We start from the raw sequence: 25,440 nt of genomic DNA, 5'->3' as shown, positions 1-25,440 counted from the left end.
CAACAGCAACAGCAACAGCAACAGCAACAGCAACAGCAACAGCAACAGCAACAGCAACAGCAACAGCAACAGCAACAGCAACAAAAGTCTCAAAACGAAGGGAAAGAAGCGCAAGGACAACAGTCACAAAATCAGCAAGATTCTGAAAATAAAAAAGAAAAACAAAAAACGGAACAACATCAACCGCAACGAGATGACAAGCAAGTGAAGGATCAAGATGAACCAATACAGGCTAAAGCGCATCCCGAAAAAATGCATCAGGATGATCCTGAGTTCCGTCGACTAGAAGCAGTAGAAAGTGCTCGCGACCCAAGCTTTTTGATCCGTGCGCAAATGCAACTTCAAGCGCAACAAAAACAACCTCCACAACAATCTCAAAAGGAGTGGTAAGCCTGTGATGAACAAAGGCGTAAAACTGGTCTTTATTTTTGTGGCCAGCCTAATATCCAGTTTCTCGGTGATGGCACAGACACTTCAAGCTAGTGTGAATAAAACACAAGTAGCCAAGAATGAAGTGATTAACCTCAGAATCATTTCAGATACTGAGCTCAGCTCAGACTCAATCGACTTCAATGTTCTAGAGAAAGACTTCTTCTTGGGTCAACCTCGTTATGGCCGCTCTAGCAATAACATTAACGGAAGAAAATCAGTGCGTACCGAGTGGAGTATCTCAATTGCACCAATGAAAGAAGGTGTTCTGACTATTCCAAGTTTTTCCGCTGATGGTATGAAAACGGAGCCGATCAAACTACATGTCAACGCGAGCCAAACAGACCCCAATCTTGATGATCTATTTAGCTTCAATATTACGGTCGACAACAGTACGCTCTACCCTCAGCAATCTGCAACATTACGTATACAGCTTCTAATCAAAGCGGACACTCGACGCCTAGATAACCCACAAATAGTACCTCCGCAAATTGAAGGCATGAAGCTTGAGGCACTGGGTGGCTTACAGCAAAGACAGAAGATCTTAAATGGGTTAGAAGTAGCGGTCATAGAGCAGTCGTTTCGCCTAACGGCCAATCAACCAGGCACTTATACCTTGATAGGTCCTAAACTGACCGGTTCTTATATTTATGGCGACAGCTTGACGGGCTCAACCAAAATAATGCCTATCAACACCAAAGCGGAACGCATGCCAATCACGGTCAAACCGATTCCGAGCGAATTTAAAGGTGAATGGCTTCCTGCTTCAGCGTTAGAAATGACACAGAGCTGGCAAGACGATCAAGGTAACCTACTGTCGATTAACGCGATCAACACAGTAAAGCAAGGTTCTTCACTCACTCGAACCATTCAAGTTAAGGCTCGCGGTACACAAGCCGAATATCTGCCACGAGTCAATATTAGTTACCCGAGTTCACTGCGCGTGTATCCCGAACAACCTAAGTTCGATAGCGGAAGAGATGGCACCGTTACCATGACGGTGAAGCAAGTCATTATTCCTACAGAGGCCGGGAAATATACCTTACCAGGATACGACGTGAACTGGTGGGACAGTCAAAATGATGAAGCGAAGAAAACAACGTTACCAGAGCTAACATTAGACGTAGAGAAAAATGACACTGGGCTAATCACGTTGCCGGAATCGCCTCTTTCAGCGCCTTTAGTGCCAGCCCCTAGTCCTGAATCAAGCGGCGGTGTAAACAGTCTCTGGCGAACGTTAACCTTTGTTTTCTTAGGGCTTTGGATAATGACATTGGGAATCGCAATTTGGGCATGGAAAAAGCGGTCAATAACAGCGAGTGGAACGGTTTCAAATACTGAACAACCACTTTGCATCGACGCGCTAAAAAAAGTCATCGAAGAGGGCGATGCTGCGAAAATTGAACGCTCTGTAAATGAGTATTTAACCACTCATCAAGACAGGTTAAACCCTGGTGACGTACAAGCAATTAAGCAAGAGCTTAATGCCATGAATCAAGCGCGTTTTAGTGCTAACCAACAACCTTGGAGCCCTGATTCGCTGTTAGCGAAAATTCAAAACCTTGGCAAAGCAAACGTAACGAAAACCGACCACCAACTCGAAAAGCTATAAATAACTAGATAACAATGGCAGCTCTCATGAGCTGCCAATTCTCTTATCCGGCCAAATTTTGCTTTAGCGGTTTTATCTAGAGCACCAACCGCCGCTTCTTCCCTATCAAGTTGCTCTTATGAACATCACTTACTCAACAAAACTTGGGGCTCGTATTCGTATCGCCTTACACAATTTCGCCCATGATTCTTCGCTTGATAGAGTGCCTTATCCGACAACTGATATAAATGGTCGAAATTAAAGTCTTTGCCTTTCGCTTTATAACAGGAGTAACCGACTGAAACGGTAAGTAACTCCCCTTCTGGGTTATGTCGATGCTTTATCCCCTCGCCCTCGATGCACTGACGAATGCACTCTGCTCTCAGTCGGACCTCCTCTTGCTCAGAACCAATCATGAGCAATGCAAACTCCTCACCTCCGATACGGCAAAAAACTTCATCTTCACCTTTGGTATGATGATCCAAGATATAGCCAATTCGCATCAATGCGATATCGCCTTCGAGATGACCATAGTGATTATTGAATAAGCCAAAATGGTCAATATCAATCAGGATCAGGCCAAACGACATGTCGTCTTCACACTCTAGGGCACAATATTTTTGCATCACATGTTCTAACATGCGGCGATTACCAAGACGCGTCAAAGGATCGAGCTTAGAAAGTACCTCAAGCTGTCGATTGGCTTCCTCCAACTCTTTTGTTCGGTTCTGAACCTCCAGCTCTAAGTTTTCGTTTAATTCGCGAATCGCCTCTTGAGCTTGAGTACGTTGCAATACTTCAGCTAAGCTGGACGCGAACATACGAATCACTTCACGTAACTGAGAAGTTAACGGCGCACGTGTCAGCAAATTATCAACAGCGATAAAGGCGATAGGACCACTGCTATTTGAAGTCAATACCGTCATCGCAGCCCAACCAAAGCCAACAATATTACAGTCATGATAAATAGGCACTGATTCTTCAAATGCGACTTCGTTTGGCATTGAGCGAGCCAAATTTATAAGAGAGAAATCTTGGGTTTCGCCAAAGAAGTAAGATTCATCCACCACGTTACCTTGAATATCGGTACCCCACGTTCCTTGCATGTAAGAGCAATTTTCATCAGTTAAAAACACCGCCATTCGATCAATACCAAGATTTTTAATGGCGAAAGTGACGGCCGATTTGCATACTCCACTGACAGTAGTGCAACGTGATAACTCAACCATGCTTGAATGCAACATGCGTACGTTTTGTTCTTGGCGCTTACGAATGTAAATTTGAGAGAAGAGTGAACCAAACGAGTCCAACATCTGTTTTTGATATGCCGTTATCGGCTTACGATGAATAAAGTTATCTAGCGCGAACCACCCAAACGGTTCATTGCCATCGCGTAAAATCAACATCGCATTCCAGCCCTGCCCGATGACCTTGCCTGCTGTGTATATTGGCGCGTCTTCTACAATCACTAAGTTGCTCTCAAGGCTAGATAACGCGGTGATATACTCCTCGCTAAGTTGATGTAAATCGTATTGTGTGTGAAATTCATCAATCGTAATTCCTGACTCATCCGTGCCGTATGTACCACTGAAGCTGCGCTTTTTCATATCGAGAAGCATCAGTGTAGAGCGATCAAACCCAAGTCGTTCACGTAACGCTTCGACGGCTTTGTAGTACAAGTCCTTTAAAGAATCAGGATTAGAGATTTCGAGTGCAACTTGCTGAACTAACTTCATATTTTCGATAAAGCGCTCGCGTTGGCTAATCTCATCAACATATTGCGCTTCACGAATATCTCTGTGCCTGATCTCTTTCGAGGCATTTTTTTCAGCACGAATACATTGCCAACGCGCCGCTGCGAGCTGCATTGCGTCGTAACTTTCTTCATAGATATTATGTGCTGTGCGAGCATGTACAGATTGAATCAGTAGGTAGGTACGTTTGATAGGCGTGTTGTCGAGCATCATGATGTAACTATCACCGCCTAAATCTCGGGTGTGATTCCAGTTACAAGTGTTGATCGCCAGAGGTATGATGCTTTCAGAGGTATCAAACTGACTTGCCCACTCCCAGAATGTCTCAGGATAGTTTTGGGTTGGGTAAAGCTCTCCGCGAGAGAAGCTCATTGAATGACGAGGGTTAATTGAAGGATCTTCAAAAATAGCGAGGGCTTGAGGGGAGAACAGACTCTCTAAATGATCAAAGATTGCCTCCGCTAGCAACCGATGGTCCCTCGTTGAAGACACTTTTCTTGTAAAACTTCTTAAACTCACCCTACCAACCTAATCTACTTTTTTATCCTCGATAAAAAACTACTTAGGCCATGATATGCAATCAATACGTTCAAATTTGAGCTGTTAAGTCATTCGCAAAATTATCAGACTTAGTGTTACATTCGAGAGCTCTTCAGCACTTTTAAAGCCATGTTTCACATAAGTTACATGCTTTATAAACTGGGGAGGAAAGTTGTACTTATTTACAAGATTTTTGTGTTGGTAGATGTTTTAAGCCTACGACTTAAAAAGAAAAAGGCCCCTCATCAAGAGGGGCAAAGTTACCATCGCTTATAGTTATTTAGTTATGCTTGTAAATACGGTGGATTAACCGAAATCACCATTTACGTAGCCTTGAGTACGGTCGTCTTGAGGGTTGCTAAAGATCACTTGCGTATCGTTGTGCTCAACCAGTTCACCCATTAGGAAAAACGCAGTGCGGTCAGAGATACGACGCGCCTGTTGCATTGAGTGAGTCACGATAACGATGGTGTAGTTCTTCTTTAGCTCTTCCATCAGTTCTTCGATTTTGTGTGTCGCAATTGGGTCAAGTGCCGACGTTGGCTCATCCATCAGAATCACATCCGGCTCCATCGCGATTGTACGTGCAATACATAAACGTTGCTGCTGACCACCAGAAAGACCGAATGCGTGTGATTTAAGGCGATCTTTCACCTCATCCCAAAGTGCAGCACCGCGCAGCGAACGCTCTACCACTTCATCAATTGTCTTTTTGTCTTTGATACCTTGAGCACGTAAGCCGTAAGCCACGTTCTCGTAAATACTCATCGGGAATGGATTTGGCTTTTGGAATACCATGCCGACTTTGATGCGAAGGTCAGCAACATCAATGTTGCCGTAAATATCTTCGCCGTCCATCGCCAATTTACCTGTAATTTTCACGCCTTCGATTAGATCATTCATTCGGTTCAAACAGCGTAGAAGCGTTGATTTTCCGCAACCTGACGGGCCGATAAGTGCAGTTACTTGGCGAACTGGAATTGGTAAGTTGATCGATTTCAGTGCTTGGTTGTCACCGTAGAATAGGTCTAGGTTTTCAATATCAAATTTGTTCATTGTCTTAATCTCTTAATTCTTGAATTCGTGTCTTTTAACGTGCGTTCTTAATTAGTGTTGTTAGTAAGTTGCGGTGTTAAAACGTCTAGCAATCAGTTTCGTTACCATGTTGATCAAGAGAACAACTACGATAAGCACTGTTGCCGTACCGTAAGCCTGATTCCATTCTTCAACGGTAAACAGTTCGGTAGTCAGTTTGTATAGGTGAACGGTTAGCGTACGACCTGAATCCAATAAAGAATCCGGAATACGTGCAACCATACCTGCTGTCAGGAATACTGGAGCAGACTCACCAATGACACGACCAATACTTAGAATGACCGAGGTTAAGATACCTGGCATTGCGCTCGGAAGAATCAAACGCCAGATAGTGTAAATCTTAGAAGCACCGAGGCCATAAGAGCCTTCACGGTACGTTTGTGGTACTGCCATCAGCGCTTCTTCCGTTGTACGGATGATAACTGGCAGGATTAAGATACTTAGCGTCAATGCACCCGACAGAATCGAGAAGCCAAGGCCAAGAATCGCCACGAAGAAAGTCATACCAAACAGGCCGAAAATGATCGACGGGATACCCGCCAATGACTCGGTACAGAATCGGATGATTTTCACCAAACGACTGCCCACTTTCGCGTATTCGGTCAAGTAGATTGCCGTCATGATACCGAGTGGCGCTGCCACTGCGATAGAAGCGATAACCATGTAAATGGTCGCCACAATCATTGGGAAGATACCGTGCTCTTCACCTGTGCGCGTATAGTTATCAGTAATGAAGTTCCAATCTACGTGTTGTAGACCGTTTGATAAGATGTACCAGATAATCCAGAACAAGAAACCTACCGTTAGTGCTGCCGAAATCCAGACAAATGCGTTAAAGACATTATCTTTGAACTGGCGTGCTTTTTTTAGTTTTGCGCGATCCATAATAGTCACCTTTAACGAGCGATTACTTCGCTTTTTCTCGGTTTAGGTACAGTAGTACAGCGTTCAACGACATGATGAAGACCAGAAGTACTACACCTGTAGCGTAAAGTGCGTTCGCGTGAACACCACTTGCGTAAGACATTTCAATAGCGATGTTTGCAGTTAGTGTACGAGCCGAATCCAAGATGCCTTCTGGCATTGCCGGCGCGTTACCCATAACCATGATAATCGCCATGGTCTCACCCAACGCACGACCGATACCCAGTATCACACCTGTCATGATGCCTGAGCGAGCCGCTGGAACGAGCAACTTAAAGATGGTGTAGATTTTCGATGCGCCCAGTGCCAAAGAACCTTCTTTATAAGTACGAGGGACAGCGCGAATAGACGTTTCAGAAACCGTAATTACTGTTGGTAGAATCATCACACCAAGAACAATAATACCGGCCAAGATAGTGTTACCTGCAGGTACATCAAATACTTTCTGAATCAATGGAACGATAATAACCAGACCGAAGAAACCGTAGACCACTGAAGGAATACCGGCTAGCAGCTCAACCGCTGGACGGATAATGTCTGCTAATCGCTTTGGTGCGATTTCAGCGATAAAAATGGCGGTCAGAACACCAATTGGAACCCCAACAATGACAGCACCAGCCGTCGATACGATAGATGCCACAATCATGGTGGCGACACCGTAAAGCGCAGGTGGTAACCAGTTTTGTCCTAAGACAATGCCCGATACGCCTGCTTCTTGGAATGCCGGAATACTCTCTCGAACGATGAAGTATGCAATAACGGCCAATGAAACAATGCCGATTACGGCACTCGTTAGGAACAAGCCGTGGAAGATGCGCTCTTTCCAGTCTACACGACGCTTCTCGCGTAGGCCTGACTTGCTGATAGCTCTAGCGTCAGTATTCATAAGCTTTTCACTATTTGTTGCGATGGTCATTTAAAAATCTCACGGTTCTGGGCAATGCCGTTGAACACAATGGATAGAAAAGGCTCAGCCCGAAACGTTGGGCTGAGCAAACTTTAGAGTCCCGATGGGATTAGTTAACTGAGATGTAACCTTTTTGGTCAACTAGCGCTTGCGCTTCGTCAGTTAGCATCCAGTCTAGGAATTTTTGCGTTTCTGTTGATGGCTTGCCTTCTTTGTAAAGAACAAGGAATGGACGCGCTACTTTGTAAGAACCGTTTTTAACGTTAGCTACCGTTGCATCAACGCCGTCGATTGCTAGCGCATTAACAGTGTTGTCTACAGTACCAAGAGAAATGTAGCCGATTGCGTATGGGTTAGATGCAACCATTGTTTTCAGTGCGCCGTTACCGTTTGCAACTTGAGCACGTTGAGAGATAGCTGATACCTTCTTACCAGAAATCTTCATTTTTAGAGACATGATGTCTTCAAATGCGCCACGAGTACCAGAAGCTGTGTCACGAGTAATGGCTACGATTGGCTTGTCTGCACCACCGACTTCTTTCCAGTTTGATACTTCGCCTTTGTAGATTGCAGTCACTTGCTCGGCTGTTAGACCTGGCAGTTTGTTTTGTGGGTTAACAACCACTGCGATACCATCACGAGCAACCACTTCTTCGATTAGTGTTGATTCTTTTTCAGAGTCTTTTAGATTACGAGAAGACATACCAAGGTCTGCTGAACCATTTTTCGCTGCTTTTACACCAGCTGAAGAACCAGGACCTTGAACTTCGATAAATACGTTAGGGTTCTTCTTCATGTACGTTTCAGAGAAAACTTCCATCAGTGGAGTTACGCTGCTAGAACCCACTGCAGAGATAGTTTCTTTAGCAGAAACAGGAGTCACTGCCATTGCGCCTAGAAGTGCGATTGCACCGATTACTGTCTTTTTCATCACAATTTCCTTAAGTGGCTTTATTGCCGTTGTGTTTCACTTGAACGGTGCTCACTTTAGAATTTGAATATGACAGTTGTGTTTCACTTAGTTGAACCCTCTATGACACGTTGTCATTTCTAACTATTAATTCCGCGACTTATCCCTCTCTCAATTTGAACGTAACGTTTTTATAACGTTGCCTCATGTTCAAGATGATAACCCCATCGATTTTGGTACATTTCATAACAATTAGATATGAGTAACTCATTGATTTGGCGAATGTAACAATTAAAATCGAAATGCTTATTTATAAAAAAGATAATAATCAAACCGATAGAGGGTCAATCTCATGCGTCAATTTCTTAGTACGCTTTCTATTAAACTTCAGGTTTTTCTGCCTGTTCTATTCACAGTTATATTACTCATCATTGGACTAAGTGTCGGAATCGGTAAACTCGATCAAGCATTCAAGAAGGTTTCGGCTTCCACCCATAAGCTAATCATTCACAAAGAGGAACTTAGCGGCATCGTAGACAACACTTACGCCATGCGCATCAAAGCCATTTATAGTCTATTTAGAGCCGAAGATGTTCAGTCTCTCAACCAAGAGCTTTCTGAGCGACAAAACAAAAACCGCGATTTTCTTAACTCCATCGACAATCTCCCTGGCGTTCAAAATGAAGTCAATGCTATGCGTAAGGCCATGAATCACTATGTTGATTTCACTCGCGTTACCATGACACCTCTGCTCACCACTAAACACTCTTCTGATTACACCACCTCTGATTTCAATCAAAAGTACGAATCTGCAATGGCTGAGTATCGATTAGCTGGCGAAGCGATGATCAACGCCATCGACAAACTATCTAAACAATTGAATCAAATCGTCACCGATGAAGTCGAAACGAATGGCGAACAACATTCAACCACGCTCACTTACAGCACCGTCTCGCTTGCGGTGATCTTGAGTGCTGCTTCACTTATTAGTTGGGTACTCGCCAGCTACATCGTTGCGCCGATTCGTAACCTTCAAGTAACGATGCAGGAAGTCGCGAAGGGAAACCTACTAGTTAAGGCCGAAGCCATCGGGAAAAACGAAGTGTCTCAGCTGGCTCGAGATGTAAACCAGACCATAGAAAAACTGCGTGAAACTGTAAGCGCATTGGTTCGCATTAGTGAAGATGTGGCATCAGCATCAACCGAGTTAGCAACTGTTATGACTCAAAGCAGCGTCAACTCGGATCAAGAAAAGCAAGAAGTTGAGCAAGTAGCCTCGGCGATCAATCAGCTAGAGTCGACCGCAGCTGAAGTATCGACCAATGCACAAGAAGCCGATAGTGCATCAAATCAAGCACGTACGTTAACCTCACAAAGTATAAGCATGTTTGGGGAAAGCACTCGCGCAAGTGAAAAGATGGCGGAACAACTTAACGAAGCCGCTGCCGTCGTGACTTCACTAAAAGATCAATCAGAACACATTGGTCGCGTGATCGAAGTGATTGAAGGTATTTCTGAGCAAACGAATCTACTTGCACTGAATGCAGCGATTGAAGCTGCACGGGCGGGCGAAAGTGGCAGAGGCTTTGCGGTAGTGGCCGATGAAGTACGTATGCTGGCAGCGCGAACTCAGGAGTCCACCAAAGAGATCCAAACCATTATAGAAGAGCTACAGCAACAATCTGGTCACGCAAATGAAAGTATGCATTCCAGCTTAGCCATGTTGTCAGACAACCAAGCTCTTACACAAGAAGTTAGCCAATCACTTGCTAATATCAGTAATGCTATCGCCGATCTGAACTCAATCAACACTCAAGTTGCGACCGCATCAGAAGAGCAGAAACAGGTTACGGCTGATATCAACAACAACTTAACGAACATCTATGAACTAGTGAGCCAGAACGTCACTGGTATCACTCAATCCGCCGCGGCAGCGCAAGAGTTGTCTGGTTTAGCAGAAAATCAAAAACATCAACTTAAGCAGTTCCAAGTTTAAATACTCTGCTCAACACGATAAGTTCCAAAGGTTAGAAAAGAAAAAGCTCCGCACTGGCGGAGCCTATCATAAAGGCAAAGCTATCAACCCTTATTAACGTAATAATTATTATTCATCTGTCACTAACAAGAGAGAGCTTTTGAAACTTGAGTTTAACGGATCTCTATTGAAAACCTCACCATTAGTCGTATCAAAAGTTGCAACATGCTTACCGTCGCCATTAGGTGTGTTGCTCCAGACATAACGCCCTAGAACATCATCTCCATCTTTCAGACTATAGCCGCTAGCAAACCCTGTACTATTTATGGCTGGGCTGTGGCAAGCTCGCTCAGTTAGAGATACTAGCTCTTTGATATTTGCTAGTCGCCAATTTTTTTTGTCAGCAAAATTGTGAAGAGGATGGTTGCCGTCCTTATTACGAATTTGTTTGGCTGTGGAGAGAGCGAGTTGCCATGACATTGTAGATCGCGTCCCCTGGCATTCTTGGTTTCCTACATTCCATGTCATACCAACTGGACAGCGCATCCATGTTAGACCTGTTTTCAGGTCAGTTACGGTACCGCTCTCAGAATATGTATAACGCGTGTTAGGTGCCGTTTTAGCAAAGTCAGTAGAACACTCTTGTGCAGCTATTGCAGTTTGAGAAGCCAAAGTAAGAGATAGTACAGTTATTAATTTCTTCATCTTATTGCCCCTTAACTGCGACTAGACGGATTGGGAATTGGTAAGAATCATCGGCACCCGCACTTGTGTTGCTTGATCGAATCTCGACGTATGAAATAGTGCCTCTATCTTTGCCCCGGGAGACAATCGCAGGGAAATAAATCTCGCCATCAATAAGTTGTGATGATGCATTCGTAAACTTAAAATCGCTATGCCAAAACGCACCATATCCTAAATAAGGGCTACCTATGGTTTGCTGTGGAAAGTATTTAACATTAAAACCATAGACGTTGTATTTTGCATATTCATCGTTCGGAGCAAACAGTGTTTGTTCACCAAAGTCTAGTAAGTCATAAGTCTCACGGTAAGTAGGCAAGCGCCAACCAGTGATTCCACATAACGATTGTTTGTTTATGTACTGAACATATTGGCTAGTGGTACAAACTTCATCACCAGCGTCTTTACAACCTGCAAGCTCTACATCTTTGCTAAATGGCTTAAATGTTTCAGACTCAAACGCAAATAGGCGATCTTTAAATTGAACTGAGCTCGCATCCGCACTTTTGTTTTCCCAAACAAGACCAGTACGCTCGTCCATAGTACAAGCCCACTCAGTCGCATCTGCAGCTAAAGCTGCACCTTGTGAATCTAGCTTAACGAACTTAAAGCCAGCGCCTGTCGACGTTTGCTTGTCCTCTTTGTCGAAGCCGTATTCTGCATCTTGACCAGGGTAAGACGCTTGAACCTCAGCAACGTCTGCTGCTCCTTCAGCAAAATAAAGAACGGCGCCCGTATCGTTACTACCAACCGTTTGTTCAGCAACCGCTACAATTTCTTCAGCAAATGCACTTACTTCCGCTTCAGACAGAAGATCAGAGGCCAACGATTTACCTTGAAAGCTAAGATTTTGAGCAAGCAGCGCTACGCCTTTGATCATTTGCTTTGGTTGCATCGCAGCTAATAGCACAACCGTGTTTTGCTCTAGCTTGTCTAGCTCGCTAGCTTCTGCGTTAGACATCACCGTACCAGAAAGAGAAACGCCGGCATCGGCGAGTTGCGCTTTCACAATCTCTTCAGCTTGAGCAACGGTTTTACCGTCAATTACAAGACCCGCGAGCAACGTTGTTACACCATTGACCGTGTTACCCGTTGCTAAATTTTGACCCGGAGCCGCAAGACGCAACGTTTGGTTTGAACCTTGATCAACTTGAGCAAGAATGGTGCTGGTTAGTACGTTTTTGTCGCTTGAAGTCAGGCTAAATTTACCGGCATTATCCGTTTTAGCACTCGGTTCAGTGGAATCACAAACGTAGTTTTGGTTTAAATCGATACATACTGGCGTATCAAGAAGTGTACCTGCAGAAACGATGGTGCCAGCTACATCATAGGTCGGTGCCGACGTGTCACCACCAGAACCTCCGCCACAGCCAGCAAGGGCTAGTGACATAGCAACGAAAGAATATTGAAACTTCATAGATTTTATCTTCTTTTGATTTTAATTAACGAGAGCGAATCACTCTCACCATTGAAAGCAGGACAAGTCCTAACAAGGTCCAAGGCGAACCACTGCCACCTGAATCACCGCCACTGCTTTCTTTAGTGGTATCAGCACTACACTGATACTGAGCAAAGTGACTCACACCCCACTCTTTCAACACCCCAGAATTCCCTGACACGCGGTCAGACACTTCGAGACGCCAAGTACCCCAACTCGGTTGACCGACAAGTGCTCGTAACTCCTCGTCATACTGAGCGGTGAAGTAACCTTTAAATCCTTTGGTATTGCTTGATTGATGACTAAGTAGCACGACCGATTTGCCTTGTGGAGACACAAGCGTCACTTGCAGATCCTGCAGTGAGTCATGTTCGATGTTCAGGTAAACCGCAAACGAATCATCAATCGTGAGTGACTTGTCCGATAGCGTCTGAGAGAACAGCCTGTCGCCCTGCTCTGGCAAAGCGGAATTCACTGATTGAGGCTGGATATCAAGCTCTGGCGTACCATTAACCAGCATCACCTGTTCACTCCACTGGTGAGTCTTTAAACCTTCTGCAAATTGGTAATCCAATGAAATAGAGGAATCGAATTGCGTGCCACACGTCAGACCGCTTGGTAACCCCACCTTCATAGAGGTCGAATCAGAAAGCGTTTCATCAAAGTCGAAAACGGATGCGTTGTTTAGCTGCCATTGCCCTTTGATGCTCGCTTCGCGGCCAGTTTGGCTCAGACTCACACCAACGTCTTCACCTTGTCCGATGTATCGAGCGTCATAGCGAACACGAAGAGGGGCTTTAAGTAAGTTGTGTTTGTTGAAGCTGTCCGTCAGGAATTGGGCGTAATCTTTATTTGGGAACAAGGTGTTTGCGGCAAACACGGTCGATTCCGCCAGATCATGCATTTTCACGCCACGACCAATGCCGTACATGCCTTCAAGTACAATGGCGTCAAACTCACGGAACACGTTATCGGTATCATCACCGTATCGTTCAACCGATGCTTTAAGCGCTTGAAACAGTGGCGTTGACCATAGCTCGTCGCCTAGTTCACCACCTACGCTAACGTGCGCTGGATACTCTGAGCCCTCGAAGTAACGCGCTCTTTGGTTCCATAAGCTACGAGTTGTTTTGCGTGTTCCGAACACACCGTCCCAGTTGAACACCGTATCTAACTCGAATTCTTGACCACGACGCGAAGCATCCAAATATTGAGTGCGGTAGCTCGCGCTGCCTGCCCAGTAATCAGCAAAACCTTCTGCGATAGCACCAGTGTGACCGTACGCCCAATCCGGTACGATTTGGTAATGAATGCCATGCCCAAGTTCGTGTATCACTACATCAGCATCGACTGCATCCGGAGAAACACCACCGACACCCAGCATGAGTGCTTTCGGACCGTAATAGTAAGTAGAGTTATCTTTTGATAAACCGCGAGCATCAAAACGAAGCGGTTCGTCAAACAAGTCGTAAATCAGGCTTGTCAGATATTGGATCGAGCTATCAAGATGATAAAAAGCCATCAACTGTGGGAACGCATTGTCACCAAACTCGGTGCTTTGCATCTCATCAACACTGTCAAATGCTTGAACCCCTTCTGCGCTGAGGAAGTCCAACGTATCGAGTACAGGCGCTTCACCAGGTGCTGGGGCTGCAAATAAACCCGTCGCATCCACTTGCTTTAATCTTGGGTTAGAGAGGTAGAACTTACCGCCGGACTTTAAAACCTCGATCGACTTGGTGACGTACTCGATCGGCTGAGGGTAATCGGACAGTGCTGACCACGTCGATTCTGGTGCCGCTTGCTGTTGCATGGTGCGAAGATCTGGGTTGAATAAAGAAACCTCAACATTAACCAGACTTCCAGAGCTCAAAGCAGGTGGCTCTTGTGCTTGCAGTTGGCGAGGTGATTCCAATTCCATTGCAACCGTTGGTTTACCGTTGCGAATGATCGTATCTTCAAGGCTCTTAAACACTCGCACAACGTGATGATTTTTATCGGTTGTTACTACGAGGGTGCGCTGTGCTTGATATTCACCGTTTACCCAAACATCAAAATTGTAATGCTCACCAAGCTGAGACTGGGTTTTGTAACGGAACTTAAACTCGCCAGCTTCTGAGTAGTGGCTGTCTAGATAAGTTTTCGCTTGCGCTTCATTCGTTACCACAGAGTCCGTTGCGGGATAATCCCACTCTGCAGCCTGCGCCGCAGGGGTACAAGCAATAAGCAGCGAAAACGCCAATGGTTTTAGCTTCATGATTTCGTCCTAGAATTCGTATTTTGCAGTCAGCGTGAAGTAGCGCCCAGGCTCAGTTGAGTAACGCTTACTTTCCTCAGCGATACCCGCTACGTCTTGGTATCGGATGTACTCTTTGTCGAACAGGTTGACGATATTTGCGCTAACACGAAGGTCTTTGGAAACGTAGTAAGTTGCGCCAAGATCAAACGTATTCCACGCGCTTGTCTGCGCACACTCTGTCGCTAGACCAAGTGTGGTCTGGCATTTAGGAACGCGATCCATGGCAGCGGCCCAGTTCCAAGCCACGTAAGCGTTGAAGTCTTGGTTGGCGTATTTCAGTTGAGCATTACCTTCGAATGGCGTAATGCTTCGAACGTATTCGCCTTCCGCGTCTTTGCCATCTACGTAGCCAAACTTAGTGCTGATGTCCCATTGTTTGGTGAGCGCGTACCCCGCAGAAAGCTCTGCGCCATAAGTCTCTACGCCATCAAGGTTTTGGTACTGTTTGATGTAATTACCAGTGCTTGAGTCAAAGCCTGTGGTCACAACATCGATGAAGTTTTCAAACTTGTTGTAGAACACAGACGCATAGACATGCGCACGACCGTTATCGAACTTGTTACCAATTTCAAATGAGTCGGAAGTTTCAGCTTCTAGATCCATGTTTGGTGCAATTACAAACGGCGTGAGCGGCACAAAGTCGTGGCTTACGAAGCCATACGCTTTATCGTATTCCGGAGCACGGTAACCATGGTTATAAGATACATAAGCAATGTTGTTGGCAAACATTTCACGAGAAACCGACAGGCTTGGAGATACCTCTGAGCTATCCATGTCTTTTAATGGGAAGCCGCCCACTTCACCCGCACCGTCTGGCGTGAGACGGTGCGCATCAAAGCGTAGGCCACCTGTGATGGTCCATTTATCCAGTTCCACCATGTCTCGAACGTACAAACCAATGTTATAAGCACGAGCAGGAGCGAAAGGTTGTTTGGTCGAAGGTGTTACTCCGTTCCAATCAATCTTGGAGTCGCTATCTGTGCGTTCGTAATAGTCAGTAGAAAGCTCGACACCGTAAGCCAATTGGTGCTCAGCATTTGCTGCATAAATCGTATTAGTGAAATCGCCACGGAAGCCAATTGTTTCGTCAATGAAGGTTTTGTGTTCCAGCTCGCGACGCTTGGTGATCAAACCATTGTGATCCACTTGGCGCATTAAACGGTTGGTGTCTTCCACCACTTCGGTGTGACGCCAGTAAACTTTGGTATCCAACTCTTCGAACCAAGTTGGATTAATCGGAGTCACCTCTGCACCAATATAAGCGCTGTACTCTTCTGTGGTTTCATCCTCAGCAAAGTCTTCAATATGCCAGATGCCATCAGGTTGAATGGACGGTGAACCCTCCAAACGCTCTTGATTCTGGGTGTAGAGTTCCGCTTTGGCTTTCAACATCACCTCTTCATTGAAAAAGTGGTTGATCGTATAAGCACCGCTGTAACCATCTAGGTCGCGGTTATACAAATCTTCATCAAAGTTACGTGTCTCTTGCCCCTGCCAGTATGAAACGTTAAACAAACTCTCTGTATCACCGGAACGAAAAGCTAGATTACTCGTGCCTTTGTACTTGTTGCTGATATCGGTGTAAGTACCGGAAACATCGGTGTAGAAGTCTTTGTCTTTTAAGAAATCACCCGGCTGACTGGATTCTAAAATCACCACACCGCCGATCGCGCCAGAGCCATGCACCGAAGAACTTGCCCCTTTAATGATTTGCAGCGATTCAAAATTGGATAAATCAAAAGTATCTCTCCCAACTGCATCATTAATGTCATTCGCACCGAAGCCATCCGCAGAACGAATGCCATCACGAACGATCATAATGCGGTTACCCGTCATACCACGGATGGTAATGTTTTGCGGACGTCCTGCACCGCCCGTCACACTTACACCAGGTTCGTTACGCAGCACGTCATATAGCTCGGTCTCGCCTCTTTCTTCGATTTGCTCGTTTGTGATAACCGCGACACTACCTGCCACTTTTGACAATGGCTGATCGATTTTATTGGCGGTTACCACCACCTCTTCCATTGAGAAAACCTTAGATTCGGCGTGCACTTGACTGGCAGCAAGTACCGAAAGTACTGCCGCTGACACTGGGGTAAGCTTCATTTACTGCTCCGCTTTAGATGTTTTAATGAGTGATAGTAGAAATGCGTATTCTTTTGCTTGTTGTTCTTGCGCTTGTCGTGGGTCCATTTGGTGGCCCGAATTAAAATCAGTTTGCAACAAGTACGGCCCGTTGTGCTCACTTAACGCTGAAACTTTAGCCAGATACTTTGCGCCTTCCCAATATGGCACGCGCTGATCAATTAAACCGACTTGAACCAACATGGGTGGGTAAGCGTTTTTATGGATATTGAGAATCGGATCGTACGCCTTCATTAACGCCAATTGTTCAGGTTTGGTTGGGTTACCCCATTCGCCATACTGCTGTGTGGTAAGCGGAAGTGAGGTATCCGACATACTTGCAACCACATCAACAAAAGGCACTTTAAGTACGACACCTGAAAACAATTTAGGATCTTGATTAACCGCTCCGGCCACCAACGTACCACCAGCACTAGAACCGATGGCGAAAACCTCTCTATTGCCACGTTCGAATGTTTGCAGCGCCTTCGCGGCCGCGACAAAATCACCAATAGAATTGGCTTTTCGCACACCACGGCCTTGCTCGTGCCATTCATCGCCAAAGTACCCACCGCCACGGACATGGGCGATAGCGTAAATCACACCTTGGTCGAGTAAACTGATAACCTGAGGCATAAAGTACGGTTTCATCGTAAAACCATACGCGCCGTAACCGTAAATCATCACAGGAGATTGTGGGTGCAATTTGTCTTTGCGATACGCCAAAGAGACCGGGACAGAAACGCCGTCGTGCTTAATAAAAATACGTTGGGATACATAACGCTGACTATCAAAGTCTTGGTAAGCATCTTGAGAGTACAAGGATTTATTCAGCGTTTTTACATCGAACTCTTCCCACTGAGGAGGCGTAGTCATCGACATGCTTCGGATACGAATTTTGTTTGATTCAAAATCGCCCAATGTGCTTAGCCAAGCGACATTACCATCGTGTTCCAATGGCAGTATCACTTTTTCCTGCCCTTGGTAAGAATACACCGTCAATGTCGACAAGTTGTTTGGCTTACTAAGTGCCACAACTCCTGCATCATAAAGGTAGAACTGTTCAAGCGGCTCACGAGGATTGGTAAAGCGTTGCCATGTTGCGCCAAGCGGTGCGAGTTCGGCTTGGTAAAGGGCGAACTTTCCTTCCAGGTTGCTTTTAAGATAAATATAACCTTTCGCCACATCCGCGTAATATTCCACACCCACTTCAGGCTTTCGCAATGAATCTGAGACAGTGCCCGTTTCTAGGTCGACAAGCTTCTGCTCTGTTGTTGACTCGTTGTTGCTTTGCAGCACAGCATAACGGCTATCTGCCGCACGATAGAAAGAAAGTAACCAATCTGACTTGGGTTCATTCCATAGGACTGTTTTTGCCAAAGATTCAGTGGAGATACGTAAGATCTGATGAGGTCGCTGGGTGCGCTTTTCTTTTGCAACGAGGAATGCCACTTTCCCGTTAGGTGACAACAATACGCCACTATCGACGTGCGTCGCCAGTTCCGTAGATTGACCGGAGAGTAAATCAACAACCACAGCACGATATTGTTCGCTGCCGTCGATATCTTCCGTGAAAAGTAGCGTGTCACCATTCACTTGCCATTGACCAAGTTGGTAGTACTGATGCGCAGATTGTCGTTCATCGAAATCGAACACCACGTTTTCTGGTGCATGTTGACTCGCACGGGATAATAGTAAGTAACGACCATCGCGACGCATTAGCGTCCACTCTCTTCCACTCACGATCGACCATGGCTTATCACCTTTGTCTGCCACCATGGTATCCCACTGCGTTAGTAGGTTTTTTGTCAACGTCTGATAACTTTTTTGGTGCTGTTCAGTTTTGTGGTTTTGTTCTGTTAGGTAGGTAAGAACTCGCTCATCTTTACGAGCATCATCTCGAAGCCAGTTGAAATCATCAGCAGCAAAGCCAGAACTAGAGGTAATTATGAGCCCTAAAAAAACATGAGTAAATTTCATATAGAGAGCGAATTCATTTATAGGATTAATACAATGGCGCGTATTCTGCCCTTAAATAAAAATGAGATCAATTATCATTTTCATGATCATGTGAGATTTTTATCTAGTGTGTGAGGAAAAACGTTTGCTTTGACCGAGGTTATAAAACTTAATAACTTCCTAAATTAGCGCTCTATGCTGTTTATATACAACCAGACGGATATAAAAGCTGACTAACGAGTGAGTATGGAAAGACGCTATTTCACCTAGCGACAGACATAAAAAATCCGAGTGCGAACACTCGGATTTTTAAGAACTAAAATCAATGGGAAACTACAGCAGCTTTTACTCTTCAGAGCTCGGTGCCGCTGGTTTTTTCTTAGGGATGAAGACATCATCACCCACAGATACGTTTTTGTAGAAGCTCTTGTCACGCTTAGCTGGTTTTTTCGCCGATTTTTTCGCTTGAGGGCGAGCTTTCTTTGCGGTCGCTTTCTTATTGCGGAAATCTGGTTTAGGTGGCTTAAGGCCTTTAAACTTACCTTTCAAATCTTCGAACAATGAAAACTCAAGATCTTGTTGTAGGTATGCTTCTACACGTTTAAAGCTATCCCAGTCTTTTGGACCAACAAGAGAGATTGCATCCCCTTTGTTTCCTGCACGACCAGTACGACCAACTCGGTGTACGTATTCTTCGGTATGCTTTGGCATATCGAAGTTGATGACGTGTGTCACAGTTGCAATATCCAAACCGCGGGAAGCAACATCAGTCGTTACAAGGATCTTAAATACTGCGCGCTCAAACTGACTCATAATGGTGTTACGTTGAGTCTGGTTCAAGTTACCACTTAGTGCTACAGCCTTCAGTTTCTTTTCGTTCAGCTTTTCTGTTAGTCGCTCAGTATCATCACGCGTTGCCGTAAAGATAATAACTTGACGGTATTCAGCCTCAGAAAGAACACGATCTAAAATTGCCTCTTTATGATCTAGGTGATCACACAAGTAAAATTTTTGCGTGATATCTTTATGCTCTTCGTTAGAAACGCCGATAGCAATTCGCTTTGGCGCATTGAGCATTTCAGCCGCGATTTCATTGACGTCTGCATGATCTAATGTCGCAGAGAACATCAACGTTTGACGACGACGATGCTTGGCTGCTTTATGAATGCGACGAAGCTCTGGTGCAAAACCCAAATCCAACATGCGGTCTGCTTCGTCAAGAATCAGCGTTTCCAAACCATCCAGATAAAGCGAACGATGATCTAAGTGATCAGCCAAACGTCCTGGTGTCGCCACGATAAATTTCGGGTAACGACGCAGAGCTTTTACTTGATCGTTAAAGTTCTCACCACCCAAAATCAGTGCTGCTTCATAAGATAGGCCAGCTAGCATAGAACGAAGCTCACCATATACTTGTTTCGCTAGCTCACGAGTAGGAGCAAGGATTACCGCGCGAGGGTCTTTCGCAGAAAACGATTTTGTCTTTAAAGACTTATGAAGCATTGGCAATACAAACGCCAAAGTCTTGCCCGAACCTGTTTTCGAAGATGCCAATAGATCCTTGCCTGCAATCGCAACAGGAATCGCCTGCTGCTGAATGTCAGTCGCTTTTTTAAAATCGTAGTGTTTTAGGTTCTTCAACAATCGGTTGTCTAGGCCTAGATCTTTAAATTGCAAAGTATTCTCCAATAAATCAGTCAGCGTCTGAGCGCTCTGTAGTGTCGTTTCCGCTCTAACGCAGCAAAAAAATAAAGCTCGGTATAATACCGCAAATCATAGGAGTATAGATAGAGATCACACAAACTAATTCCCTGTGGTAACGGTAAAACATCATTTGTGGCTCAGTTCAGAGTAAAGACTAGCCTTTTTGATGAGCAGCTGGACAGGAAGTTTAGAGAAAAGCCGTTCAAATATGCCTTCTATCCATCAACAAAACGACTTAAATAGCAGTTATTTGGGCCAATAAACTTTCATTTGTGTCAATATCGTCTAAATTATTGATATCAGGAACGTGGCAAATACACCTGCTATGAAAACTGTTGTGAGAACGAAATAAAGGATAGGTAGTTAAACTTTGTTAAGTTCAGGTAAAAGTTGACGTCAGGTACTCCATGAAATTCTTGGGTTTTTTTGACTTTTGCTACATCATGTACTGATAAAATGTAACCACATTTAACCTCGCTACTGTATAAAATAATAGTTAGTAGCGAGACTTTCACTATAAGCAAGGAGTTCTTATATGAACAAAACGTTGATCGCAGCTGCAGCAACTTCAGTACTTCTACTAGCCGGTTGTGCTTCTTCTGATGACGCAGCTACAGCAAATGCAGCAAAATTAGACGAACTAAGCAACCAAGTTAGCCAACTAAGCCAAGACGTACAAGCTCTTCAATCTGACGTTCAAAAATCAGGCGCAGCAGCAATGGCTGCTCAAGAAGAAGCTGAGCGTGCTAACGAGCGTATCGATAACATCGCTCAGTCTTACACTAAGTAAGATTTAATACCGCGTCTTAACGCCCGTTAAGGCGCGGTTATTTCGATAGGAACCCCATTCTGTGCAGCGATTGCTGCTTTAGCCTTCACGTTTTTCATACCGAATTCATCCAACCACCACTTTAACTCTTTCGGCACTTTCAGTTCATCTTTCTCGCCATTACTACGAGTCAAAGGCTCATGTGCTTCTAAGAACACACTTCTGTCAGGCTCAAGTGTCATTTTGATAGGCTGGTTAATGATATTAACGTCTTCGCCGTTACGAACCTTGTCAAATAACCACTCAATGTCACTTGGGTCCATACGAATACAACCCGCGCTGACTCGCATACCAATCCCAAAGTCCTTGTTGGTACCATGAATTAGGTATTCGCCATTCCCGTAAGCTAAACGCAATGCAAACATACCAAGTGGATTATCAGGCCCCGCAGGAACAACGGCTGGTAGGTCAATGCCCTTTGCTTTGTACTCGGCACGAATAGAGGCTGGAGGAGTCCATGTAGGGTTCGGTCGTTTTTGGCTGATACGCGTTGTCATTACTGGGGTATCGCGCCCTATTCGGCCAATTCCGACAGGAAATACATGGACAATATCCTCTCCTTTCGGAAAGTAATATAAGCGCAGCTCGGCTAGATTAATAACGATACCTTTATAAGGTACGTCTGGGAGGATTAGCTGTGTCGGAATAGTAAGAACATGCCCCTCTTCTGGTAAGAAGGGATCCACTCCTTTGTTTGCGGCCATTAAACCTAGCATACCCACATCGTAGAGCTTAGCGATATTTGCCATGGTTTCGCCTTCTTGAACGACGTGGTTTTCAAGGCGACCAATTAAACGGCTTCCATCCTCTGGTAATTCGTACATCTTAGCGAATGATAGACCACTCACTAAAGATAACGACACAGATAGCAGGGTACGTTTTGCGAAACTCATTGATCGCTTTTTGCTAAGCATTTCACTCTATTCCTTGGCACTTTTAAAGAGCTGTAAGGTTATCTCTCTTTCTGTCTTGTGATCAACCATCGGCTTGTGATATTCCAGTAAAGAAAAGCCCTCCCAAGTCCAAGGTTTATGGATGTATTTGTTCGGTACACTTTTGATTTCTGGTACCCAGTGGCGCACAAATTCACCATTAACATCGAACTTTTCGCCTTGGCTTATCGGGTTGAAAATACGAAAGTATGGCTGCCCGTCACAACCCGTAGAAGCAGACCATTGCCAGCCACCATTGTTCGCTGCAAAATCGCCGTCCACCAGCTTACTCATGAAGTACGCTTCTCCCCATCGCCAATCAATATGTAAGTCCTTGGTAAGAAAGCTCGCGACAATCATACGTAATCGGTTGTGCATCCAGCCTGTTTGATTGAGCTGACGCATTGCTGCATCAACGATTGGGTATCCTGTTGTTCCTGTCTTCCATCGCTCAAAGGCTTTCTCATCATAGGACCACTGGATTTTATCCTCCCAATCGATAAATCCTTTGCCTTTGACGAGTTTTGGTTCGAAAACCAATAGGTGCTGATAAAACTCACGCCAAATGATCTCACTTAACCAAGTTGCTTTCCCTTCTGTAAGGTCATTTTGTTGATTTTCAGCATACAAACGAGCAATACACTGCCTTGGTGATAGCGCGCCAATCGCAAGGTATGGAGACAGTTGGCTAGTGCCATCAATAGCTGGAAAGTCTCGCTCGCTTTGATACGCGTCACTGCGCTCCCGTGCAAATTCCCTAAGCTGCTTCAAAATATCATTAGTCGAAGCCAGCCAGTCTTCACTGGATTCTCGAGGATAGCTAAATGTGAAGCTTGAATTAAATCGAGCCGACTCTAATTGTTCGAGTACCTTTTTATTGAGTGGCGCTTGCTCGTGAGGTTTTACTACCGTCGGCATATGGAACTGCGTTAACCAAGCACGCTTGAATGGCGTAAACACCTTAAAATATTCGCCTTGCTTATTAAGAACCGTCGTTGGCGCGTGCACACATTTGTCATGAAACAGTTCAAATTCGATATCGTGAGAAGCTAACGCTTCACTTACTTGTGTATCGAGCTCTCGTTCGTTCACCTCATAGTGAATGTTTGCCATGACAGACGTGGCTTCAAGTGTTTCCGCCCACCCACTAATCACATCTGTACAATCGGAAAACGACGGCACCTCTTTGTACAAAAAGGGAATATTAAGGCTTTCAAGCTCCTCGTTAAGACAAGCTAAGCGACGAGCAATGAGGTCTGCCTGCATCGGCGCCATGTGATGCTCCCGCCACTGCTCTGGCGTCGCGATAAAGCAAGCGACGACAGGCTGACCTGAATCCAATGCCGCTTTGAGTGCCGTGTGGTCTAACGTACGTAAGTCACGTCGAAACCATACTAAAATCATGGTAGCTCCTATCTTTTGTCTACTAAGTTAGGTGTAATTTCTCTATCACTTCAGAGCACCCCATCCGATCACCTAGTTGTGCGTGAAGCATTTTGATGGACGCTACTTGTTTAGCAGCTAGCGCTTTGTTGGAGAAAAGGTAGATAAACGAACCATTTTCAACGACCTCGTGATCTAGTAGACCAGAAACATCATCAACCTTATCGATCAAAGTCGTGTGATACCCTTGTTCGCAAAGCTTCGCTGCTTGAATCCAACTCTCAGACTCTCTGTTTTGTTCAAAGCTAATGAGCAGACACTTTCCTTTGGAAGCGGCTTTGTTTTCAGAATCGATTACAAGGACAAGTCGAGTGATCAAACAAGTCTGAAATAACCCTACTTGTAAAGATCGCAGCGATCCTTTCACCATGTCTAGCGCATCAAATACTGGGCTAATAAACTGATCAATAACGAGTTTTAGTGGATACTCTTTAAGAACAGAGGCAAGTAAACTCTCTGCTTTTCCTCGATTCAGGGTAGACAGCGCAAGCAGCATGTTTTCAACTTCTTCGAGTGTGCGAACCTCGTTTTTGACTTCGACATCGGCGCTTTTTCCTAGCAGCCCCTTCACTTTACCAATCGAAATCCCCTTCGCGAGCCAGCTCTGGACTTCGCGAATCGTATCGAGATCTTGCTGGCGATAAAGTCTGTGTCCTTTTTCAGTTCGCTGAGGTTGGATCAAGTTGTATCTTCGTTGCCAAGCTCTCAGCGTAACTGGTTTTACACCCGTGATTTCTGCGACATCTCGGATCGCGTATAGTTTTTCTTCTGAACTACAAACCATAGCGTAATCTCATCTCCTGCGGATACGGTTCTAAAAACTTCTGTTTTGCTAAATATTCGTCTGGGTAAGTATTTAAGTAATGCTTAATCAATGTAAGTGGTGCTAGCAGAGGCAGCATTCCGATACGGTAGTCGTGAATCACTGTCGCTAACTCTTCTTTTTCTTCTTTAGTTAGTGAGCGTTTGAAGTACCCTTGTAAATGCATCAACACATTTGTGTTATTTTTGCGGCTAGCCCGATTCGTTAACGCCTTCATCAGTCCTAAACGATACTCTTGGTAAAAGTCTTCAATTTCATAATTAGCGACATCAGCGACTAAGCGGCCAAGGGAGCGGTATGACTCTGGGTGGTGTGCCATTAACGTCAGTTTGTAGCGCGAATGAAAGTCGATGATTTTGCCACGAGTAGGCTCACCATCCATCGAGTCGTAAAAGTCATTTAGACAAAATACTCGAGTGATAAAATTTTCTTTCAATACAGGGTCGTTAAGTCTGCCATCCTCTTCAACAGGCAACCAAGGCATTTTTTGCATCAATGTTTGTGTATACAAGCCAACACCTTCTTTCGCAGCACTGTTCTTGCTGTAAACCTTGACTCGCTCCATGCCACAAGTTGGTGACTTAGCACAAACGATGTAACCACAAAGCTGCTCGCTTTGAAGTTCATCTACTTTATTGGCCGAGTAAGTGAGCATATTGTCGGTATGATCATTTTCTGGATTTTTGGTTTCAACCAATGCAACACGCTCTTCATTAGAAACAAGACGAATGGTTGGACGGGGTACTGGCATACCTACGCCGACTTCAGGGCATACCGAAATAAAGTCAAAATACGGGCTAAGCTCTTTAGTCACAAAGTTGCTCACCTTATGACCAGAGTCAAAACGCACTCGTTCACCCAAAACACACGAACTGATACCTACTTTGATCGAAGATTCCATGATGACGCATCCCTATACAAAAAGTTTTGTTGTATAACTTATAGCAAGCCTTTCCAGATTGTACAAGAAAATAAGTTGTACAATTTAATCGTTTTACTTCACTCGAAAGTATTTCGATC

18 protein-coding genes and 1 pseudogene are annotated in these 25,440 nt (G+C 44.8%); 4 read left to right on the top strand and 15 right to left on the bottom strand.

Annotated elements, in window-relative coordinates:
- Positions 1-390 (top strand): annotated as a pseudogene (locus R8N49_RS19560) (hypothetical protein); the annotation flags it as partial.
- 4 nt (positions 391-394) lie between these two features.
- Complete coding sequence (locus R8N49_RS19555; protein WP_171342471.1) at positions 395-2,041, top strand: BatD family protein; 1,647 nt, start codon at positions 395-397, stop codon at positions 2,039-2,041.
- Positions 2,042-2,166: 125 nt separating this feature from the next.
- Here the strand turns inward: R8N49_RS19555 and R8N49_RS19550 are convergent, their stop codons facing one another.
- The 5 genes from R8N49_RS19550 to R8N49_RS19530 all read right to left on the bottom strand — a co-directional run bounded on the left by R8N49_RS19550 (position 2,167) and on the right by R8N49_RS19530 (position 8,171).
- On the bottom strand, positions 2,167-4,293 hold the full coding sequence (locus R8N49_RS19550; protein ID WP_054574929.1) for a GGDEF domain-containing protein: 2,127 nt from the start codon (positions 4,291-4,293) through the stop codon (positions 2,167-2,169).
- Positions 4,294-4,620: 327 nt separating this feature from the next.
- Positions 4,621-5,370, bottom strand: a complete 750-nt coding sequence (gene pstB / locus R8N49_RS19545) for a phosphate ABC transporter ATP-binding protein PstB (RefSeq protein ID WP_005375156.1) — start codon at positions 5,368-5,370, stop codon at positions 4,621-4,623.
- Between the two features lie 60 nt (positions 5,371-5,430).
- Positions 5,431-6,294 carry a phosphate ABC transporter permease PstA gene (gene pstA, locus R8N49_RS19540; protein ID WP_005383923.1) on the bottom strand — a complete coding sequence of 288 codons (864 nt, stop codon included), beginning with the start codon at positions 6,292-6,294 and terminating at the stop codon, positions 5,431-5,433.
- Between the two features lie 22 nt (positions 6,295-6,316).
- Positions 6,317-7,249: a phosphate ABC transporter permease subunit PstC gene (gene pstC / locus R8N49_RS19535; RefSeq protein ID WP_005375154.1), complete on the bottom strand. Its 933-nt coding sequence runs from the start codon at positions 7,247-7,249 to the stop codon at positions 6,317-6,319.
- Positions 7,250-7,349: 100 nt separating this feature from the next.
- Entirely contained in the window at positions 7,350-8,171 is an 822-nt protein-coding gene (locus tag R8N49_RS19530; protein WP_005375153.1) for a phosphate ABC transporter substrate-binding protein, read from the bottom strand.
- A gap of 331 nt (positions 8,172-8,502) precedes the next feature.
- Between R8N49_RS19530 and R8N49_RS19525 the strand changes: the two genes are divergently transcribed.
- On the top strand, positions 8,503-10,146 hold the full coding sequence (locus tag R8N49_RS19525) for a methyl-accepting chemotaxis protein (RefSeq protein WP_318190056.1): 1,644 nt from the start codon (positions 8,503-8,505) through the stop codon (positions 10,144-10,146).
- A gap of 108 nt (positions 10,147-10,254) precedes the next feature.
- Here the strand turns inward: R8N49_RS19525 and R8N49_RS19520 are convergent, their stop codons facing one another.
- The 6 genes from R8N49_RS19520 to R8N49_RS19495 form a co-directional block, all read right to left on the bottom strand.
- The gene (locus R8N49_RS19520; RefSeq protein WP_005375151.1) at positions 10,255-10,830 is read right to left on the bottom strand and encodes a DUF1566 domain-containing protein; all 576 of its coding nucleotides are present in this window, start codon (positions 10,828-10,830) and stop codon (positions 10,255-10,257) included.
- 1 nt (position 10,831) lies between these two features.
- The gene (locus R8N49_RS19515) at positions 10,832-12,283 is read right to left on the bottom strand and encodes a DUF1566 domain-containing protein (protein ID WP_171344174.1); all 1,452 of its coding nucleotides are present in this window, start codon (positions 12,281-12,283) and stop codon (positions 10,832-10,834) included.
- 25 nt (positions 12,284-12,308) lie between these two features.
- Positions 12,309-14,561 (bottom strand): proprotein convertase P-domain-containing protein, encoded by a 2,253-nt coding sequence (locus tag R8N49_RS19510; protein WP_186585114.1) that lies wholly within the window; start codon positions 14,559-14,561, stop codon positions 12,309-12,311.
- A 9-nt stretch (positions 14,562-14,570) separates the two neighbouring features.
- Positions 14,571-16,712, bottom strand: a complete 2,142-nt coding sequence (locus R8N49_RS19505; protein WP_186585112.1) for a TonB-dependent hemoglobin/transferrin/lactoferrin family receptor — start codon at positions 16,710-16,712, stop codon at positions 14,571-14,573.
- Positions 16,713-18,710, bottom strand: a complete 1,998-nt coding sequence (locus R8N49_RS19500) for a prolyl oligopeptidase family serine peptidase (RefSeq protein ID WP_186585110.1) — start codon at positions 18,708-18,710, stop codon at positions 16,713-16,715.
- 324 nt (positions 18,711-19,034) lie between these two features.
- On the bottom strand, positions 19,035-20,378 hold the full coding sequence (locus R8N49_RS19495) for a DEAD/DEAH box helicase (protein WP_031812859.1): 1,344 nt from the start codon (positions 20,376-20,378) through the stop codon (positions 19,035-19,037).
- Positions 20,379-20,928: 550 nt separating this feature from the next.
- Between R8N49_RS19495 and R8N49_RS19490 the strand changes: the two genes are divergently transcribed.
- Positions 20,929-21,183: an Lpp/OprI family alanine-zipper lipoprotein gene (locus R8N49_RS19490; protein WP_005375145.1), complete on the top strand. Its 255-nt coding sequence runs from the start codon at positions 20,929-20,931 to the stop codon at positions 21,181-21,183.
- A gap of 26 nt (positions 21,184-21,209) precedes the next feature.
- Here R8N49_RS19490 and R8N49_RS19485 read toward each other — a convergent pair whose 3' ends face one another.
- From R8N49_RS19485 to R8N49_RS19470, 4 genes are read right to left on the bottom strand one after another with little or no spacing between them, the layout of a single operon-like run.
- Positions 21,210-22,136, bottom strand: a complete 927-nt coding sequence (locus R8N49_RS19485; RefSeq protein WP_025768560.1) for a L,D-transpeptidase family protein — start codon at positions 22,134-22,136, stop codon at positions 21,210-21,212.
- 6 nt (positions 22,137-22,142) lie between these two features.
- Complete coding sequence (gene phrB / locus R8N49_RS19480) at positions 22,143-23,558, bottom strand: deoxyribodipyrimidine photo-lyase (protein WP_033906725.1); 1,416 nt, start codon at positions 23,556-23,558, stop codon at positions 22,143-22,145.
- A 22-nt stretch (positions 23,559-23,580) separates the two neighbouring features.
- Positions 23,581-24,381 (bottom strand): MerR family transcriptional regulator, encoded by an 801-nt coding sequence (locus tag R8N49_RS19475; protein WP_065275469.1) that lies wholly within the window; start codon positions 24,379-24,381, stop codon positions 23,581-23,583.
- Complete coding sequence (locus R8N49_RS19470) at positions 24,371-25,321, bottom strand: YbgA family protein (RefSeq protein ID WP_017635475.1); 951 nt, start codon at positions 25,319-25,321, stop codon at positions 24,371-24,373. Before R8N49_RS19470 ends, R8N49_RS19475 begins: the two co-directional genes overlap by 11 nt.
- Between the last annotated feature and the right edge of the window lie 119 nt (positions 25,322-25,440).

The organism is Vibrio sp. 1978 (genome assembly GCF_033344345.1).
This window is presented reverse-complemented; position numbering and strand designations above follow the sequence as displayed.

Coding starts and splice junctions, on each gene's coding strand:
- pstB (WP_005375156.1), bottom strand. CDS start 5,370: ATGAACAAATTTGATATTGAAAACCTAGACCTATTCTACGGTGACAAC.
- pstA (WP_005383923.1), bottom strand. CDS start 6,294: ATGGATCGCGCAAAACTAAAAAAAGCACGCCAGTTCAAAGATAATGTC.
- pstC (WP_005375154.1), bottom strand. CDS start 7,249: ATGACCATCGCAACAAATAGTGAAAAGCTTATGAATACTGACGCTAGA.
- R8N49_RS19530 (WP_005375153.1), bottom strand. CDS start 8,171: ATGAAAAAGACAGTAATCGGTGCAATCGCACTTCTAGGCGCAATGGCA.
- R8N49_RS19525 (WP_318190056.1), top strand. CDS start 8,503: ATGCGTCAATTTCTTAGTACGCTTTCTATTAAACTTCAGGTTTTTCTG.
- R8N49_RS19520 (WP_005375151.1), bottom strand. CDS start 10,830: ATGAAGAAATTAATAACTGTACTATCTCTTACTTTGGCTTCTCAAACT.
- R8N49_RS19515 (WP_171344174.1), bottom strand. CDS start 12,283: ATGAAGTTTCAATATTCTTTCGTTGCTATGTCACTAGCCCTTGCTGGC.
- R8N49_RS19510 (WP_186585114.1), bottom strand. CDS start 14,561: ATGAAGCTAAAACCATTGGCGTTTTCGCTGCTTATTGCTTGTACCCCT.
- R8N49_RS19505 (WP_186585112.1), bottom strand. CDS start 16,712: ATGAAGCTTACCCCAGTGTCAGCGGCAGTACTTTCGGTACTTGCTGCC.
- R8N49_RS19500 (WP_186585110.1), bottom strand. CDS start 18,710: ATGAAATTTACTCATGTTTTTTTAGGGCTCATAATTACCTCTAGTTCT.
- R8N49_RS19490 (WP_005375145.1), top strand. CDS start 20,929: ATGAACAAAACGTTGATCGCAGCTGCAGCAACTTCAGTACTTCTACTA.
- R8N49_RS19485 (WP_025768560.1), bottom strand. CDS start 22,136: ATGCTTAGCAAAAAGCGATCAATGAGTTTCGCAAAACGTACCCTGCTA.
- phrB (WP_033906725.1), bottom strand. CDS start 23,558: ATGATTTTAGTATGGTTTCGACGTGACTTACGTACGTTAGACCACACG.
- R8N49_RS19475 (WP_065275469.1), bottom strand. CDS start 24,381: ATGGTTTGTAGTTCAGAAGAAAAACTATACGCGATCCGAGATGTCGCA.
- R8N49_RS19470 (WP_017635475.1), bottom strand. CDS start 25,321: ATGGAATCTTCGATCAAAGTAGGTATCAGTTCGTGTGTTTTGGGTGAA.